Here is a 16598-nt window from a genome sequence, read left to right on the forward strand (position 1 = left end):
ATGTTGTATTAAGCCACGCTCCTACCATTGACGAAGCAACTGCTTGCAACGGATCGGCGTAACGCCTCTCACATTCAAGAGGCTTGCGTCGCATACAATCGTGCATAAATGCCGCCGCTACGCAGCAGTTCCTCATGCGTACCCGTCTCGGCTATCTCTGTGCCCTCCAGCACGACGATCTGGTCGGCATGACGGACCGTGGATAGCCGATGGGCAATCACCAGTGTTGTGCGATCCTTCGATATTTCGTCCAGCGCCTGCTGGATCTCTTGCTCGGTCTTGGTATCCAGCGCCGAAGTCGCTTCATCCAGAATGAGGATTGGCGCATTACGCAGAATCGCCCGTGCTATCGAAATCCGCTGTTTCTGCCCTCCTGACAGCCGTACACCGCGTTCACCAATCACCGTATCGTAGCCTTGCTCCATCTGTGCTATGAAATCATGCGCTTTCGCCGCTTTCGCTGCGGCCATCACATCTTTCCCGGTTGCATCCGCCCATCCATAAGCGATATTGTCATACACGGAGCCGTCAAACAGGAAGGTGTCCTGCAGCACCATCGAGATATTGTCACGCAGGCTGGAGAGCGTCACATCCCGAATATCAATACCATCCACTCGAATCGAACCGGCCTGAGGGTCGTAGAATCGGTTAACGAGACTGGCCAATGTCGTCTTTCCTACACCGGTTGTACCTACAAGCGCGACCGTCTTTCCGGGATCAATAGTCAGGTTCAGCCGTTCTAGTACAGGCGCACCCTCCTGATATACGAAGGTGACATCTTGAAAAGATATCTGTCCTTGTACACGCGGTAAGCTGACTGCGTCTCGCTTCTCCTGTATATCCTCCTCTTCTTCCAGCACCTCGTATACCCGTTTAAGACCTGCGGCGGCTCGCCCGGTCATCTCCACCAGATTGGAGAAGGACTTTACCGGCTGATAGAACATACCCAGGTAGGCGATGAATCCGATGATATCAGCAATGCTGACCTCGCCTGTTGCCATTAATCTGCCGCCTAGAATCACGACAAACACAGTACCCAGCGCAGTGACAAAGGCTAACAACGGCACAGACGTTTCATAGAACAGACTGGCGCGCAAATAGGTCTTCGTATGTTTCATAGCCAGACGAGATACGTTGCCCTGCTCCTCCTCCTGCCGATTAAAAATTTGGATTTCCTTCATGCCCGCCAAGTTCTCCTGCACCTTGCCGGAGATTTCTCCCCGCGTTTTGGAATTCTCTCCCCACAGCGGCGACAAATGCTTGCTCTGCCATATCGTAATCGCAAGCAGCAACGGAATCGTAATCAGACTGATCAGTGCCAGCTTCACATTAATCGTCAAGAGAAGAATGCCTACTCCGATAAAGGTCAATGCGTTGATGATAAAGTCAGGAATAGCATGGGCAATGAAAATTTCAGCTTCCATCGCATCATTCACAACGCGCCCGGTCAAGTCACCCGTCCGGCTTCGGTGGAAATAGCGCAAGCTCATCTGCTGATATTTGCTATACAATCTTGTTCTTAAATCTGCTACATAATGAAGTGCCGCATAATGGTTCATATAGCCGGCCAGTGATGTTCCGATGGCTTGCAGACAGGTGGCTCCAAGCAGCAACAAACCAATCTTCAGCGCTTCCGCGGCAAACTGGCTGCTGCCTTCGGTAGCCAATTGGGTCAACGACCGAAGCGCCCAGGGCAGATAAAACCCGGCCATTGTGGCCATTACGACACCGGCAAATCCAATCCCTAACTGCAACCAGTATTTCCGTGCGCCCAGCAGGACACGCCATGCGGTTGTCATGTGGCAATCGCCTCCTTCTGCCCCTTAGCCTCTGGGAATCCTTGATCTACTTCTTGGTCTCTACGCTTATCACGCAATAGCTCGTACGTCACATACACCGGCCGCCCTGTTCGTGGTTCCAGCATAATCTCGGCATCAATGGCAAACACCTCACGCAGCGTCTGTACCGTCATTACACGCTCTGGCGAGCCATGCTCCACCACCTGGCCCTCACGAATCGCCACCATATAGTCGGAGAAGCGTGCTGCCAGATTCAGGTCATGCAGTACCATCACAATCGTCACGTGCTGACTGCGATTCAGGTCATAGAGCAGTTCCAGTACTTCGAGCTGATGCGCCAGGTCCAGATAGGTGGTGGGTTCATCCAGCAGGATCAGATCGGTCTGCTGGGTGAGCGCCATCGCAATCCATACGCGCTGACGCTGACCGCCAGAGAGCGTATCCACCTCACGATGCTCGAACGCTGTAAGCTGGGTAACCGCTAAGGCCCAGGCTACTACTTGCTTATCCTCTTTGGAGAGCTTGCCGAAACCCCGTTGATGAGGAAAACGTCCATAGGCGACTAACTGGCCGACCGTCAAACCGCTCGGTGCGGTTGGCGTCTGCGGCAGAATCGCCATCTGCTTGGCGACTTCCTTGGTGGACAGTGTGCGGATATCGGCACCATTCAGATAGACCGTACCATTATTCGTCTTGAGCAGCCGGCCGACTGCCTTGAGTACAGTTGATTTGCCGCATCCATTGGGACCAATAATCGAGGTGATCTGTCCACGCGGAATCTGCAAATCCAGTTCTTTGACGATAAGCGTGTCATTATAGGCAATATCAATTTGCTCTGCTGTAATACTTTCCATGACGTCCTCCTAATTGGCCTTCGCTAGTAAATAAAGAAAGTACGGAACACTGATGACCGTAATGACGATTCCCGTCGGCACATCTCCCCCCAGGTTAACCGTGCGCGTAATCGTGTCTGCCAGCACCACGACTAATCCGCCGGTCAGGCTGGCAGCCGGAATGAGCAATTTGTGATCGGGCCCGACCAGTTTTCTTGCCATATGCGGAGCGATCAAGCCAACGAAGAAGAAGCTTCCGCCAACAGCCACAGCGCCAGAGGATAAAGCAACAGCAGCGATCGACAACCCCAAAAACTGCCGCTTCACAGAAAGACCCAGCCCTTCTGCCGTCTGATAGCCCAGATGGAGGGTGTTCAGCATCCGGGACTTGTAGAAAATATAGCCGATTAAAATCAAGACCCATGGTGCCAGTACGGAAATATAGCGCCAATCAGCGCCCCACAAGCTTCCCGCCAGCCAATTCAGCATGAAGTCCATCTGCGAATCATCCAGCTTGAGTGTCAGGAAGGTGGTCAGCGCCCCATACCCGCTTCCGAGCGCGACCCCGGTTAAGATCAGACCGATTGGCGAGAGGTTTCGCCCGCGGTGATAAGATAATAAGAAGATCAATCCCGCCGCCAGCAGGCCGCCAACAAAGGCCAGCAGCGGCAGGGCAATGAAGGAACTTTTTCCTGTCGATGCGATGAATACTACGAAGAACAGGACAAACAAACCTGATCCTGAACTAATCCCCAGTGTCCCCGGACTAGCCATGTCGTTGCGCAGCAAACTCTGCATCACGACCCCACCCGCTCCCATTCCCAGACCTACCAAGATCGACAGTACGATTCGTGGCATTCGAAAATCGAACAGGATCAGATTGTGCTTGCCGGTACCGTTACCCAGGAGAACGTTCAGCACTTCCAGCGGTGAAAGATTCATCTTGCCGGAATTCATGCTAATGACAGCAAACATAAGGATGAGCAGCACAAGCACTACATTGATGAGGATACCCCGTTGCACCGTATAACGCTGCTTGATCATTCGAATTCCCTCCTTTGCCTGCGGGCGAGGAAGAGAAAGTACGGCACACCAATGATGGAAAAAATAATGCCAATCGGTGTTTCGAACGGCCTATTAATCAAACGGCCAGCCAGATCGGCCGATACGGTCAGCAACGCGCCATATAGCGCAGCCGCCGGAATAATGTACCGATAGTCGACACCGACCATATATCGCACAATATGCGGGGTAATCAGACCCACAAAACCGATTGGGCCAACCACGACAACAGCCAATCCAGTCAGCACGAGCACGATAATCGTCGATAGCCCCTTGACCAGTCCGCTACGGATACCGAGTCCACTTGCCACATCCTCTCCCAGACTGAGCAGTGTAACGGAAGGAGCCAGCGCCAGCGCCAGCAGTATACCACCAACAAATAAGGGGGAGATAATCAGTAGTTCCCCCCACTTGGCCCCCGCTGTACTGCCTGCCGTCCAGAATGCCAATGCCCGGCCCAGGTTGTAATTGATCGCCAAATACTGACTGAGTGCGCCAAACAGCATGGAGATGGACAGCCCTGCCAGTACCAGCCGCTGAGGCGTCATTCCGCGCTTGCCCAGTGACGCAATGAAGTAAGTGATCCCGGTCGCGAGCGCTGCTCCCAGACATGCAAACAGCATCATTTGCCCATACGAATAACCCGGTAGAAACGCCAGGCATAGCGCAATCGCGAATGCTGCCCCGGAGCTGATCCCCATCAGCCCGGAGTCGGCCAGCGGATTGCGCGTTGTCCCCTGCATGATCGCACCACAAACCGCAAGGCTACATCCGACGATCAGATCGGCTACAGTACGCGGAAGACGTAGGGTTTGAATAATTTGATGTTCAGTGAGCGTTGGATCAAACCGGAAAATAGCCTCCCATGCAGTCGCTAACCTCATATCAGCGGCACCAAAGCTAATCGACGCCGCTGACATGAGAACCGTTAATCCAAGCCCTACCACCATGTAGATGGTGAAGTTCACCGCCCCACGGCGATTTTGTTCAGGCTTGTTTTTCATCGTATTTCCAGGTCCCCTTATTTAGCTAATGCCAGCAATTGATTGATAATATGATCAATCAATGCACTGGAAGTCATTATATCCGTGGACCAAGATAGCGATGAACCCACCGTTACGATCCGGTTATGTTGCACAGCGGGTAGTGATTTCCAAACCGCATGATCAGCAGGAACTTCCGTATCTCCTAAGGCGATCAAATAATCCCCCATGTAAGCGGGCAAGACCTCCATAGAGATCTGTCCCCAATATTTATCCGCGTCAATAATATCAGATTGAACTTTTGACGGTGCCTTCATTTGAAGCTGATTATACATAAGCTCGCCAACCGCATGCTTGGCTCCAGCGATGGAGTTCGTTTTATCACCGAATTCTCCCATAGTAATCGTCACGTCTGCAAGGCCGGCATTCTTAAGGGATAGCTTCGCTTCTTCGATTTTGTTAGCATAAGCATCCAAAACAGCCTCAGCCTCTTTCGGCTTATTCAGAACATCGCCAATGAAATGGATACGCTCCTCTGTGGTCATATCACCATAAGGGACATAAATGGTCGGGGCAATTTTGGATAAATCCTCATAATTCTCTTCGCCCCATGCTAATATGATCAGATCAGGCTCAAGCGTCATGACATCTTCCGGCTCCATTTTTATGTTAACTGAATCTTTAATCTCGTTAGAATAGACCGCCTCTGTCTCGCCCTTTGTCGCTCTCGCCACACCTAGAGGAGTTACACCCAAAGCTACCACATCACCAACCAGATAATCGACTACAACACGCTGAGGGTTGCCCGGCACCTCAACATCACCCTTTACTGTAGATATCTTTCTGGTCTGCGAGACTGCTTCTGAAGCTTTCGTCTCCTGTACTTCCGGTTGTGTCGTCTGCCCGGTCTCCGCAGGCGGATTCACCGTTCCCCTATTATTCGCTGGCGTCCCCGACGTACATGCCGTCAGCAGCAGCATCAGGCTCATCGCCGCCACAAAGATCATTTCTTTACTTCGTACTTGTCCAAACATGCTTGATTCCCCATCTCTATAAGACTTGACTAGACTCGCCAGTTCCCTCTCATTGTATTGAAGATGAGAATCATTATCAATACCATCAACCTGCATAGGTAGTGCGTTTATTTTCCGATAATCACTCGGCGTCATCTTGTAATACTTCTTAAACATCCGAAACAAGTTCTTCTCATCAGCAAATCCAGATCCTGTTGCTATCTCTTTAATGGTTGCCTCTGTATACTTCAAGTCATGACAGGCAGCTTCAATCCTTCTCTGAATGAGATACTCCTGTAAGCTCATCCCTTCCTTCTTTTTGAACAACCGCGTTAATTGCCCGCCACTGATCCCAAACATAGCGGCAATATCCTGGAACATAATCGGCTCCCTGTAATGCTTATCGAGATATACCTTCGCAGAACAGGCTGGATTGGGCTGGAGATAGCGAATCTCGCCACCCTCTAAATCTCTGAACACCCTATGAATCAATTGATATAGATAAGCTTTGGCCTGTAGCTGATCCATCGCCTTGCCGCGGTTCCAGTCATTCATCATCTGTTGAAACCAGTCGAGCAGCAAGATAGGATTACTTGGTGTATAACCAAACTGTTGAACAAATGGATTGACTTGCTCCAGTAGTTGCTGCAGGTACCTCCTGGAGAAGAGAGGGGATTCAGCTTTATACAACACCATGAAGGTCTTCACCTTCTCCCCTGTAGACGAAATACTAAGCAGGCTCCCCTTGCCGCCGTGAACCAAACCGAAGCGTTCCATCCCAAATGTGGTCTCATTCAGTTGAATTTGCGCTTCCCCTCCACATACATAGATAAGCATGCTGCTAGGCATTTTATATTGCTCCAATGGATATTGGGGCGCTACATGATGTAAGCGTACATCTATCAATGTAATGATTGAACGTGCCCAGATGCGGGCCATCATGTCGATCATCTCCGGTGTATAGGCATGGCTTGCTTCTGATTTCTCTTGCATCTATCCGCGCTCCCTCATCAATTGATATTGATTATCAATATCATATTTCATGAGGTAAGTATATCATCATTAAGTAAACTTGGGTTGTTTTGTAGGAAGGGTTAGGCTCGATATCATCAAAATCGTAGAACCCTTAGCACGCTATCCTCGATTTTCAAATATGGCAGTTTAAGTTCACCCTCAACCATTTCCTCCAATCATTCAGACCGTTAATATTCGTTTCCCCTATATCCATACTCATCGTTTATCCCTCGTTACAAAGGGCTTATTTCATTATGAATTTTGTGTGCTATGGGCATATGCCGTGTTGGATATGGGTTATAGTCCATAGACTGTTGACGAGATATTATTTGAGGAGGTTACTTATGGAAACGAATTATCAACAAGTTGCCTGGAATTGTATGAATAAGTATGTCGGTATTACGACAACGGACGGTCAGTCTCACGACGGGTTTATTGCTCAAATCGATCAGAACAACGTTATACTTGCCATTCCCACAAATGAAATGATGGGCCAGATGAACGGAATGCCTGCTAACGCAACAGCCTACAGACAATTCGGATACTATCCGGGATTCTACCCGCGCCGCCGCTTTTATCCAAGACCGATTCCCTTTGGTGCCATTACAGCTTTATACTTGCTTCCATTTTTCATTTAATAATGATTAGGGAATTCGTTATTGCATGGGCATCCGCCCAGTTCTTTATGTGGGCATTAGCATAGGATGATGTATAACCAGGTAGTGCTCGAAACCACTCGCGGAGGGATTAGCGGCTGCTTAGTGGAAGTTAAGCCAGACCACGTTGTATTGCATACCAGGGGCCGGAAGTTTTTCGTACGAATCTGCGAGATTGTCTGGATCATGCCAGAATAGATTTTGTGAGGGAGCTACGACAGTAGCTCTTTTTTTGATTTGCCAAAGAAATTCTATACAAGGTGCTGCACGGTGAACACGGTGACTCCTTACGACAAATTGTAACGGAGGGGAGTCCAAGCGTTCATATTAAAAACGCAATCGAGCACATTCTGAATCATTATCAGGATTCATTCCGCATTGAGGATTTGACACAACTTGCGAAGATGAGCGTTCCGTCGTTCCATAGGCCAGCGAAGAGAGCCTCGGCAGAGCGTTCAAGGATTTCGCTACACGGGAGAACGTCGTCATTGCCACCAAACTGGGTGCTCCCATGCGTTCAGGACCTAACTCATTCGGGCTCTCTCGCAAAGCGATTATGACCGAAATTGACCACAGCTTGCGACGTCTTGGAACGGATTATATCGACCTGTACCAGATTCATCGCGCTGACCCTTTTACCCCGTGGGAAGAGACGCTTGAAGCCCTCCATGATCTCGTAAAAATGGGCAAAGTACGCTATTTGGGCGCCTCCACCATGAGAACTTGGCAGTTCGCAAAGGCCCTGCATCTCCAGAAAGAGCACGGTTGGGCCCGCTTCATCTCCATGCAACACAACTACAACCTGATCGCCCGCGAGGAAGAGAACGAGATGATCCCGCTCTGTGCCGACGAAGGGATTCAGACGATGGTCTTCAGTCCGCTGTCGCGGGGCGTCCTTGCCCGGCCTTGGGGTACACAAACGCCCCGCTCCGAGACCGAAACCGGTGCTGCCCAATACTATCAGGCAACTGCAGCAGCCGACCAAAAGATTGTGGAAGCCATCGGTCACGTTGCAAAGGAACGCGGAGTTAGCCGCGCCGAAATCTCACTCGCCTGGCTGTACCGCAACCCCGTCGTTGCCGCGCCCATCGTGGGAGCGCTCAAAACCAGTCATATTGACGATGCGATCAAAGCCCTCTCGATCAAGCTATCCGACGAAGAAGCAGAAAGACTGGAAGCTGCATACACCCCTCGCATCGACGTAAATGTTAGAAATTCCGACCCGAAGTCGATAGCCCGCATGGCGGCAACCGTTGGGCATGAGGTTGCAATTCCGGGTGGGGGGAAGTGAATTGAATAGAGTAATAGGCCCATGCAGGTTGCATGGGCCTATTGGACCAATGTAACAATTTCACTCTCTCAATATTTAGTGAACTATATAATTACATATCTAAAACCGCAATTCTTTTAAAACCAAAAGATTCAATTTAGGCTTGTTCTTCTGTTTTTAATTTTGGAACTGCCCAAACTAATGAATATTTAGCTCTTGTATTAGCAACATAACCTATTCTTCCTGATTCCAGCTCTTTTTCGAGCCAATGTTCCCCACTGAAAGCAGGACAGCTTCCTAATGCTTCAGCTTCAACCATCTAAATACATAAAAAGCCGCCAATCCGGCAGCTTTTTATGCACTTATTCTAACATCATTCAACCACTACCTTACCTTTGAGCGTGAATCGAATGCTTGTACTCCCAGTGCTAATGCCCCGCACAAGCCAGCATTATCGCCGAGCATAGGTGCTACAATATAATGTCCCATATCCGATACAATCGGCTTGGCACTCACGTATCCATTTAGAAGGCTGCCTACTTGCTCCCGGATCATCGGGAATAAGTGGATTTGTTTCATCACGCCCCCGCCGAGAATGACTTTCTTAGGGGATAACGTCAGGATGACATTCGATATGGCCTGCGCGATGTAGAATGCCTCCATCTCCCATGCCGGGTGGTCTTCCGGCAGGGTATCGCCCTTAGCCTTCCATCTTGCTTCTAGCGCCGGGCCGGCGGCCATACCTTCCAGACAATCGCCATGATAGGGACAATTGCCACCAAAGTCATCGTTCGGATGCCGCCTTGTGAGGATATGTCCACCTTCTGGATGAACAAGTCCATGTACCAGGTTACCCTCGGTATAGACGCCGACTCCTACGCCAGTCCCGATCGTATAGTAGACGCAGCTATCCAATCCTTGTGCTGCACCCCATGTGGCTTCGCCCAACGCGGCAGCATTGACGTCCGTATCCCAACCAACCGGAACATCGAAGACCGATTTTAGCGTACCCAAGAAATTATATCCGGACCAGCCAGGTTTTGGCGTTGTCGTCACATAACCGTAAGTCGGACTGGAGAGTTCGAGGTCAATCGGACCAAATGATCCAATCCCTATGCTATCGACTCTCTTCTCCCGGAAGTAGGCGATGACATTCTCCATCGTCTCTTCGGGTCGACGGGTCGGAAAGTGAATCCGATCCTCAATCTCCCCTTCTTCGTTCCCGACACCGCAGACAAACTTTGTTCCGCCTGCTTCAATTGCCCCGATACGCATGAGCTTCCTCCTTGACCTCATCTCTCCATATGCTTCCCAGCTCATTGATTTGGAGCGACATCAGCTTTACGTCTCCGCCAACCGCGTAGAGCTCAAGTCCGTTGCTCTCGGAAGCGGGGAAAATCATGTCCGAGATGACCGCTAGACCCTCACCACCGAACACTTCAATCGAAGACCAATCCATGAAGATGGACATGCGTACACGGTTATTCACAGGCGTCAGCGGTGCCTGGTGCTTAGCTGCGAAGTCCGGATGGAAATTCGTAGTGCCTGAATTCGTGCGATCGACAAACAACTCCATCTTGAGGGTATCGTACCCCACCACCGTTTCTTCATCTGCAGACTTTCTAACCTTCATTCCGAACTCCGTTGCGGTTCCAATTTCGAATTCCGCGGTCAATTCCGCTCTATCAGTGGTGATGTCCGCCAGCGGATTCATATCCGGAACCAAGGTTACATTCTCCAGAGCCATAAGCGGTGAACCTATCCTTCTCAATTCTTCTACCGGTTCTTGCACCAGACGAAGGCCTTCCCGATAGGTTCTCAACTTCAACTCCCGTGGAATGGATGCATTTCCCCGCCACTTGTCAGTCGGAAGCGTCCCGGCATACCGCCAGTTGTTCATCCAGCCGATCCAGAGCTTACGGCCGTCTCCTTCCGGTATATCGCTCCAGGTGACGGCTGCATAGAAATCGGACCCGAAATCAATCCATTTCACATCATGAACCGAAAGAATAGGCTCGTCAGGTGTAAATGTCTTACCATCGAAGCTGCCGACGAAGTACATCATACCGGAGCCGCCTGCCGGTGGTTCAGGTTCGTTCGGGTTCACTCCATTACAATCGCCCACACTTAGAATGAGCACCCACTTCTTCTGATTGGGATCACCATCGACATGAATCGAGAATAGATCCGGACATTCATAAACGCCGCGATGTGTTCCGATGACGTCAGCGCCAAATGCACTAGCAAATGCCCATTCCTTCAAATTCGGAGAAGTGTAGAACTCCACACGGTCTTGAACAGCCAGAGTCATAATCCAACTAGATGTATCCTCATGCCAGAATACCTTCGGATCGCGGAAATCAAGCGTCGTCTCCGGAAACAATACCGGGTTTCCTTCATATTTTGTCCAAGTCCGTCCCTTGTCTCTGCTGTAGGCGATGCTTTGAACCTGCGGCTTACCTGGCTGCACCTTGTTGTCGTTATTCGTATAGATCGCCACAAGCCCTGACCCGTACTCATCAAAAAAACCACTAGTGTTTTGTGTATCGACTACCGCGCTTCCAGAGAAAATCGCACCGTCCTCACCTGGCGGCAAGGATGCTTCAAGCTCCTCCCAATGGACCAGATCGGTGCTTACCGCGTGCCCCCAATGCATTCTTCCGAAATCGGGTTGGCTTGCGAACGGCGTGTGCTGATAAAAGAGGTGGTACTCATTCTCGTAATACACCATTCCGTTCGGATCGTTCATCCAGTTTTGTTGTGGCGAATAATGATACTGCGGACGGAACTTCTCTGTATAATTCATGTTTCTCCCACTCCTCCAGAATAATAATAGTCGGAGCATGGCCTGCTATAGCATGAACTCACACTCCGACGGTATGCATTATAATGTAACTGGCTATTTCCCCGCTCTGTCGTAACCTGTTTGTTTGATTTTCAGCCAATCCTGCATGCCAAGACGATCAAGCTCTTTGATGAATGCGTCCCACTCTTTGTCCACGTTCGCGCCTTGCATCCATTCCGTACGCTTCTTCAGAATATATGGCCACAGGTCGGCTTCGGTTTGGGTCAGGCGCTCTGATTCCTCTTTGGAGAAAAACACTCTCGGATATATATGCTCAGCTTTCATATCCGGCACATAGATCTTCTTCAAAATATCAATGCGATAGGCCGCATCGTCCGGCATCGTCGTTACCTTACCGTAATAGGAATCGAGAATAGCTAACGGTCCGCCAGCGCTCGTTTTGACGCGCAGCTCGTTCGGTGAAGCACCGTTCAGCGGCAAGTGCTTCAGCATTTTAGTAGCTTCGTCCATTTCAAAAATATTCTGTTGCGTTTCGTCGCCATAAGTTCCCCAATTGTTCTGTACAGACTGGGACGGATCATACATTGCGTCTATCCATTTAATCGTCGCTTCGATGTTCTTGTTATCGGCTGTGATCACCATTCTGCCGCGGTCAAATCCCATACCGTTCGCACGGGCTACATTCTTCCAGCCGTTCGGCCCTTCCAGTGCCGGCATCGGTTCAAACGGACTGTCCATGCCGCTCACATTCGCCTTGTCCCAGGTGAAGTACAAGCCGTAGCGATCATCTTTTGCTTTGGCTATAAATTTGTTCCAGTCTTGGGTAATGAATTCCGGATCGATCAGACCCGCTGCGTACAGCTCCTGAAAGTACTTCATGCCTTCCTTATAGCCCGGCGCCAATACGGCATTGTTCACCTTGCCGTCATTGTCGACCAGCGTTAGATCCCCGTTAAAGCCAGCTCCGAAGGAACCGAGAAGGAAACTTAAATCCTCGTTGGCCCCGTCATCATTAATAAAAGAAACCGGAATCTCGTCGGCTTTGCCATTGCCATTCGGATCCTTCGTTTTGAACGCGATCAACACTTGTTTCAGTTCCTCCGTCGTCTTTGGCATTTGCAGGCCAAGCTTATCCAGCCATGCCTTGTTAATCCATGGAATATTGTTGACAGAGTGAATACTCTCCTTGCCTTCACCAAGCTCCTCAATCCAAGGGAATGCGAGGATGTGCCCGTCCGGTGAAGTCATCATACCTTTGTATTGGGGTGCCTGTTCCAGCACCTTACTGAGGTTCGGCATTTTCTCAGGCGTAATGTATTCCTCGACAGGAATGATTGTGCCGTCATTGGCCAATTTCAACAAATCGAAATCACTGAGGCCGGCGTTGAAAAGCGCATCCGGAAGCTCACCTGTGGCCAAAGCGAGATTCCGCTTCTCGACGTACACATCTTCCGAATAGACTTTCCAGTCGATATGAATGCCGGTCTTTTCTTCCAGGCGTTTGAAGATCAGCTTCTCATTCGGGTCTTGAGGAGCAAGCGGCGAGTTCGGCGTCATGAAGGTTAGGGTTTGATCACCGGAATTCCCCTTTTCTTTGTCGCCTTCTTTATCGCTGCTGCATCCCGTAATTGCCATAACAGCCCCCAGGGAAATAATGGATACTGTTTTCTTAAAATGTTTCATACTAATTCTCCCCTTTTAAATGTCTTCATTTATATAACTGTAGGCTCTCTACTTGAGGGAACCGACCATGACACCTTTTTCGAAGTATTTCTGGAAGAAAGGATACATTACAAGAAGCGGAAGACTGGAGACTACGATGGCCGCATACTTCATCAATTCGGACAATCGTGCTAACTCAGCCTGTTCCTTAATTGAAGAGACAATATTCGGATCAACCTTGTTCAGAATCAGAATACGCCGAAGTACGAGCTGTAGCGGATATTTATCTTGATTCTCCAAGTAGATCAGAGATTGAAAGAAATCATTCCAGTGACCAACGAAAGCATATAACGCAAGGACAAACACGATAGGCTTGGAGAGCGGAATGATAATGCTAAAGAAGATTGTGAAATCTGAGGCACCGTCAATCTTAGCCGCTTCGTTCATTTCCTTTGGCAAGCCCCGGAAGAACGTACGGGCCAGAATAATGTTCCAGACACTCACTGCACCCGGGATCACGAGCGCCCAGATGGTATCAAGCATGCCCAGACTCTTCACCACGAGATAAGTCGGGATCAGACCCCCGCCAAAGAACATGGTGATAATGAAAAGCGTCATAATTATTTTTCTTCCGACGAAGTCGTCGAGCGCCAATGGATATCCTGCAAAGACGCAGACAGAAACCGTTATCACTGTGAAAACGGAGGAATATAGCAACGCGTTCAGAAATCCACCAATGATTTTGTCATCCGATAAAATCATTCTATATCCCTCAAGGCTATAATCTGAGAAGTCGAAGGATAACCCCTTATTCAGAAGTGCCGTCGGTTCCATGAACGAAGCCACGACCATATAAATCAGCGGACCAATAATCGCTACAACGAGGAGAACCAGCAGGGTGAAGATAACACCGAGCACGACCTTGTCCATCTTAGTTGGTTTAATACTGTCCATGATGATCTCCTTTCCTATACAATTCCATCGCCATCGTTAACCCGTTTCACGATAAAATTCACCGTAAACAGCATAATGAGGTTAATGACGGTATTAAACAATTCCACGGCAGCGGAGAACGAATAGTTCGCCTGCTGGAAGCCGATCCGATAGACATAAGTACTGATTACATCCGATTTCTCCATGTTCATTTCGTTCCACATCAGAATGGCTTTGTCACCGCCACCGGCCATAATGCCGCCTGCCGCGAGAATGATCATGATCGCAATAACCGGCCTGATGGTTGGTATATCAATATGCCTTATACGCTGAAGCAGGCTTGCACCGTCAAGTGTCGCCGCATTATGCAGCTCCGGATCCACATTGGCCAATGCAGCCACATATATAATGGACGACCATCCAGCCCCCTGCCAGATTCCGGAGAGGATATACATCGGACGGAAATATTCCGGTTCTGACATGAACGAGAGCGGCATTCCGCCAAAGGCCACAACTAATTTATTTACCGGGCCTGTTGGAGAGAATAAGACAAAGAGCATACCCACAACAACAACAACAGAAATGAAGTTCGGCGCATATAAGAACAATTGAATGTTCTTTTTCATCGCGGCCTTGCGTACCTGATTCAACATTAATGCCAGAATAATCGGCACCGGGAATCCCAGCAACAGACCGTAAATGTTCAACTGAAGGGTATTGAATAACAATTGCTCAAAATTGGGTGCATTAAAGAATCGTTCGAAGTGATGAAACCCAACCCAGTCACTCCCCAAAATACCTTTTCGAAAGCTGTAGTCTTTAAAAGCGATCAGAACACCATACATAGGGAGATATTTAAAAATAATAGTCAATACGACTGCCGGAAGGACAAAAAGGTAAAGCCAATAGTTGTTCTTGATATACCTGAGTTTCTCCATAAGTCCTGTGCGATTCCTAGCTTCCGGTCTTTTATTTTGTGTGATTCCAGAAGTTTGTTGCAACTTCTCCTCCCCCTCAATACTCATTTGCAAAACATAAATGTGATTTTGGATACTTCTCGCGCGAAAGTAAGTGCTTCCATAAGTCACTGACAACAGCTTAGCAAATTCAATTTACAACATCACGATTACTTCGTCAAGACTTTTTACGACTGCAAAAGTAAACATATGCACACTTAAAAAGCACTCTTTCATTTTAATAACGTAAAATTCATTAATTTTCCTGCTCAAAACAACGAAATAATAGTTTTATATTCCGAAAAAGCCATCACGAGGTGAATGCACACCATCCACCTTCTTTGTGCATTTGTTTACTTTTGCACAAAATGTAAACCTTAACACTCGTTCTTTTTCCTTTTTCTCCATTTGTTCATTTGTAACAATTAAGTTGACAATTATATTATTTTATACTACGATTATTTTGGTCGAGAACGCACTACTTCTGCTAAAGGAGCCATTCTCTTTGAACAAAGAAAAAGTAACCATTCAAGATATAGCCGATTCGCTTGGACTATCTAGGAATACTGTATCCAAAGCATTAAATAATAATCCTTCTATACCGGATGAGACACGCAGCAAAGTGGTCAGAAAAGCTATTGATATGAATTACAAGCAGTTCGCCTTGTTCGAACAAGAAGTCACACCTGCCAAAAAAACCGGCAATATCGCCCTGCTTACAGCAAATATGCCGAACAATTCACATTTTGGCACATCACTGCTAAGCGGCCTCGAACAAAAAATCAGCTCCGAAGGCTTTAATTTGTCGATACATATCGTTCGAGAGAATGAACTCGATTCGTCGGCTCTTCCTGTCAATTTCGACAAAAGTAAAGTAGATGGCATTGTCTGTATCGAATTGTTCGACAAGAGCTACTCGGAGTTTATTACGTCATTTGAGATCCCGACATTATTCATTGACGCTTCAGCAGAACTGACGTTTTCTGAGATGAAGGCAGATCTGCTGCTGATGGAGAACATTCACAGTTCTTTCAGTATAACGAAGAAGCTCATTGATGAAGGAATTACGGAGATCGGGTTTATCGGCGATTCCCGCCACTGCATGAGCTTCAACGAGCGTTGGGACGGGTTCACCAAAGCCATGTATGCCGCCCGGATTGATCTTGATGAATCCTTCTGCATTCTCGAAGACGACCGGCGCATCGCTGACTATAAGTGGCTTAAGCAGCGACTAGCCAGCATGACAAATCTTCCACCCGCGTTCGTATGCGCCAATGACTACATCGCTATTAATGTCATTCGTATCTTAAAGGACCTTAATATCCAAATTCCTGGTGAGGTTAAGGTCTGCGGATTCGATAATTCCCCGGAGTCGCGAATCGTGGAACCCCACTTGACCACCGTTCATATCCACCGGTCCGAAATGGGCTTTCTTGCGGCCGAGATGCTTCTGTCCAAAATCGAAAATCCCGGTAGACCTCCGCTGGTTACGCATGTGAAGACGATGCCGCTTTTCCGTCAATCGACGGGTCATGAGGAGTAGAGTGTAGAACCATGCCGTAGACTGCGCGTTGGCAGAAGTTGAGTGTTGCGCGTGTCGCGAAGCTTACA

The 16598-nt window shown here is 48.8% G+C and carries 13 protein-coding genes and 1 pseudogene; 4 read left to right on the plus strand and 10 right to left on the minus strand.

Annotated features, from left to right (window positions below):
• Positions 1–74 precede the first annotated feature (74 nt).
• The 5 genes from MKX51_RS22080 to MKX51_RS22100 are packed head-to-tail and all read right to left on the minus strand — an operon-like array spanning position 75 to position 6683.
• A complete protein-coding gene (locus tag MKX51_RS22080; protein WP_340993892.1) occupies positions 75–1799 on the minus strand; it encodes an ABC transporter ATP-binding protein in 1725 nt (574 codons plus the stop codon).
• Positions 1796–2653: an ABC transporter ATP-binding protein gene (locus tag MKX51_RS22085; RefSeq protein ID WP_340993893.1), complete on the minus strand. Its 858-nt coding sequence runs from the start codon at positions 2651–2653 to the stop codon at positions 1796–1798. Before MKX51_RS22085 ends, MKX51_RS22080 begins: the two co-directional genes overlap by 4 nt.
• A gap of 9 nt (positions 2654–2662) precedes the next feature.
• On the minus strand, positions 2663–3676 hold the full coding sequence (locus MKX51_RS22090) for a FecCD family ABC transporter permease (RefSeq protein ID WP_340993894.1): 1014 nt from the start codon (positions 3674–3676) through the stop codon (positions 2663–2665).
• A complete protein-coding gene (locus MKX51_RS22095) occupies positions 3673–4698 on the minus strand; it encodes a FecCD family ABC transporter permease (protein WP_340993895.1) in 1026 nt (341 codons plus the stop codon). The genes MKX51_RS22090 and MKX51_RS22095 overlap by 4 nt, the downstream gene beginning before the upstream one ends.
• Before the next feature lie 17 nt (positions 4699–4715).
• Positions 4716–6683 carry an AraC family transcriptional regulator gene (locus MKX51_RS22100; protein WP_340993896.1) on the minus strand — a complete coding sequence of 656 codons (1968 nt, stop codon included), beginning with the start codon at positions 6681–6683 and terminating at the stop codon, positions 4716–4718.
• Positions 6684–7048: 365 nt separating this feature from the next.
• Between MKX51_RS22100 and MKX51_RS22105 the strand changes: the two genes are divergently transcribed.
• The 3 genes and pseudogenes from MKX51_RS22105 to MKX51_RS22115 all read left to right on the plus strand — a co-directional run.
• On the plus strand, positions 7049–7342 hold the full coding sequence (locus MKX51_RS22105; RefSeq protein ID WP_076154277.1) for a phosphatidylinositol kinase: 294 nt from the start codon (positions 7049–7051) through the stop codon (positions 7340–7342).
• Between the two features lie 69 nt (positions 7343–7411).
• The gene (locus MKX51_RS22110) at positions 7412–7558 is read left to right on the plus strand and encodes a DUF2642 domain-containing protein (protein WP_340995679.1); all 147 of its coding nucleotides are present in this window, start codon (positions 7412–7414) and stop codon (positions 7556–7558) included.
• Positions 7559–7802: 244 nt separating this feature from the next.
• A pseudogene (locus MKX51_RS22115) lies at positions 7803–8651 on the plus strand (aldo/keto reductase); the annotation flags it as partial.
• A gap of 363 nt (positions 8652–9014) precedes the next feature.
• Here MKX51_RS22115 and MKX51_RS22120 read toward each other — a convergent pair.
• The 5 genes from MKX51_RS22120 to MKX51_RS22140 all read right to left on the minus strand — a co-directional run bounded on the left by MKX51_RS22120 (position 9015) and on the right by MKX51_RS22140 (position 14969).
• Positions 9015–9905, minus strand: a complete 891-nt coding sequence (locus tag MKX51_RS22120) for an ROK family protein (RefSeq protein WP_340993897.1) — start codon at positions 9903–9905, stop codon at positions 9015–9017.
• Positions 9886–11436, minus strand: coding sequence for a glycoside hydrolase family 32 protein (locus MKX51_RS22125; RefSeq protein WP_340993898.1), 1551 nt, complete (start codon positions 11434–11436; stop codon positions 9886–9888). The genes MKX51_RS22120 and MKX51_RS22125 overlap by 20 nt, the downstream gene beginning before the upstream one ends.
• Before the next feature lie 93 nt (positions 11437–11529).
• Positions 11530–13119, minus strand: a complete 1590-nt coding sequence (locus MKX51_RS22130; RefSeq protein WP_340938979.1) for an ABC transporter substrate-binding protein — start codon at positions 13117–13119, stop codon at positions 11530–11532.
• A 48-nt stretch (positions 13120–13167) separates the two neighbouring features.
• Entirely contained in the window at positions 13168–14052 is an 885-nt protein-coding gene (locus MKX51_RS22135) for a carbohydrate ABC transporter permease (protein WP_340938978.1), read from the minus strand.
• Between the two features lie 14 nt (positions 14053–14066).
• Positions 14067–14969, minus strand: a complete 903-nt coding sequence (locus tag MKX51_RS22140; protein ID WP_340944452.1) for an ABC transporter permease — start codon at positions 14967–14969, stop codon at positions 14067–14069.
• A gap of 523 nt (positions 14970–15492) precedes the next feature.
• Here MKX51_RS22140 and MKX51_RS22145 point away from each other — a divergent pair.
• Positions 15493–16530 carry a LacI family DNA-binding transcriptional regulator gene (locus MKX51_RS22145; protein ID WP_340938975.1) on the plus strand — a complete coding sequence of 346 codons (1038 nt, stop codon included), beginning with the start codon at positions 15493–15495 and terminating at the stop codon, positions 16528–16530.
• The last annotated feature ends 68 nt before the right edge of the window (positions 16531–16598 follow it).

This window comes from Paenibacillus sp. FSL M7-0420 (assembly GCF_038002345.1).
Classification (GTDB): Bacteria; Bacillota; Bacilli; order Paenibacillales; family Paenibacillaceae; genus Paenibacillus_AQ.

Coding starts and splice junctions, on each gene's coding strand:
- MKX51_RS22080 (WP_340993892.1), bottom strand. CDS start 1,799: ATGACAACCGCATGGCGTGTCCTGCTGGGCGCACGGAAATACTGGTTG.
- MKX51_RS22125 (WP_340993898.1), bottom strand. CDS start 11,436: ATGAATTATACAGAGAAGTTCCGTCCGCAGTATCATTATTCGCCACAA.
- MKX51_RS22135 (WP_340938978.1), bottom strand. CDS start 14,052: ATGGACAGTATTAAACCAACTAAGATGGACAAGGTCGTGCTCGGTGTT.
- MKX51_RS22110 (WP_340995679.1), top strand. CDS start 7,412: ATGTATAACCAGGTAGTGCTCGAAACCACTCGCGGAGGGATTAGCGGC.
- MKX51_RS22130 (WP_340938979.1), bottom strand. CDS start 13,119: ATGAAACATTTTAAGAAAACAGTATCCATTATTTCCCTGGGGGCTGTT.
- MKX51_RS22085 (WP_340993893.1), bottom strand. CDS start 2,653: ATGGAAAGTATTACAGCAGAGCAAATTGATATTGCCTATAATGACACG.
- MKX51_RS22090 (WP_340993894.1), bottom strand. CDS start 3,676: ATGATCAAGCAGCGTTATACGGTGCAACGGGGTATCCTCATCAATGTA.
- MKX51_RS22105 (WP_076154277.1), top strand. CDS start 7,049: ATGGAAACGAATTATCAACAAGTTGCCTGGAATTGTATGAATAAGTAT.
- MKX51_RS22120 (WP_340993897.1), bottom strand. CDS start 9,905: ATGCGTATCGGGGCAATTGAAGCAGGCGGAACAAAGTTTGTCTGCGGT.
- MKX51_RS22100 (WP_340993896.1), bottom strand. CDS start 6,683: ATGCAAGAGAAATCAGAAGCAAGCCATGCCTATACACCGGAGATGATC.
- MKX51_RS22095 (WP_340993895.1), bottom strand. CDS start 4,698: ATGAAAAACAAGCCTGAACAAAATCGCCGTGGGGCGGTGAACTTCACC.
- MKX51_RS22140 (WP_340944452.1), bottom strand. CDS start 14,969: ATGGAGAAACTCAGGTATATCAAGAACAACTATTGGCTTTACCTTTTT.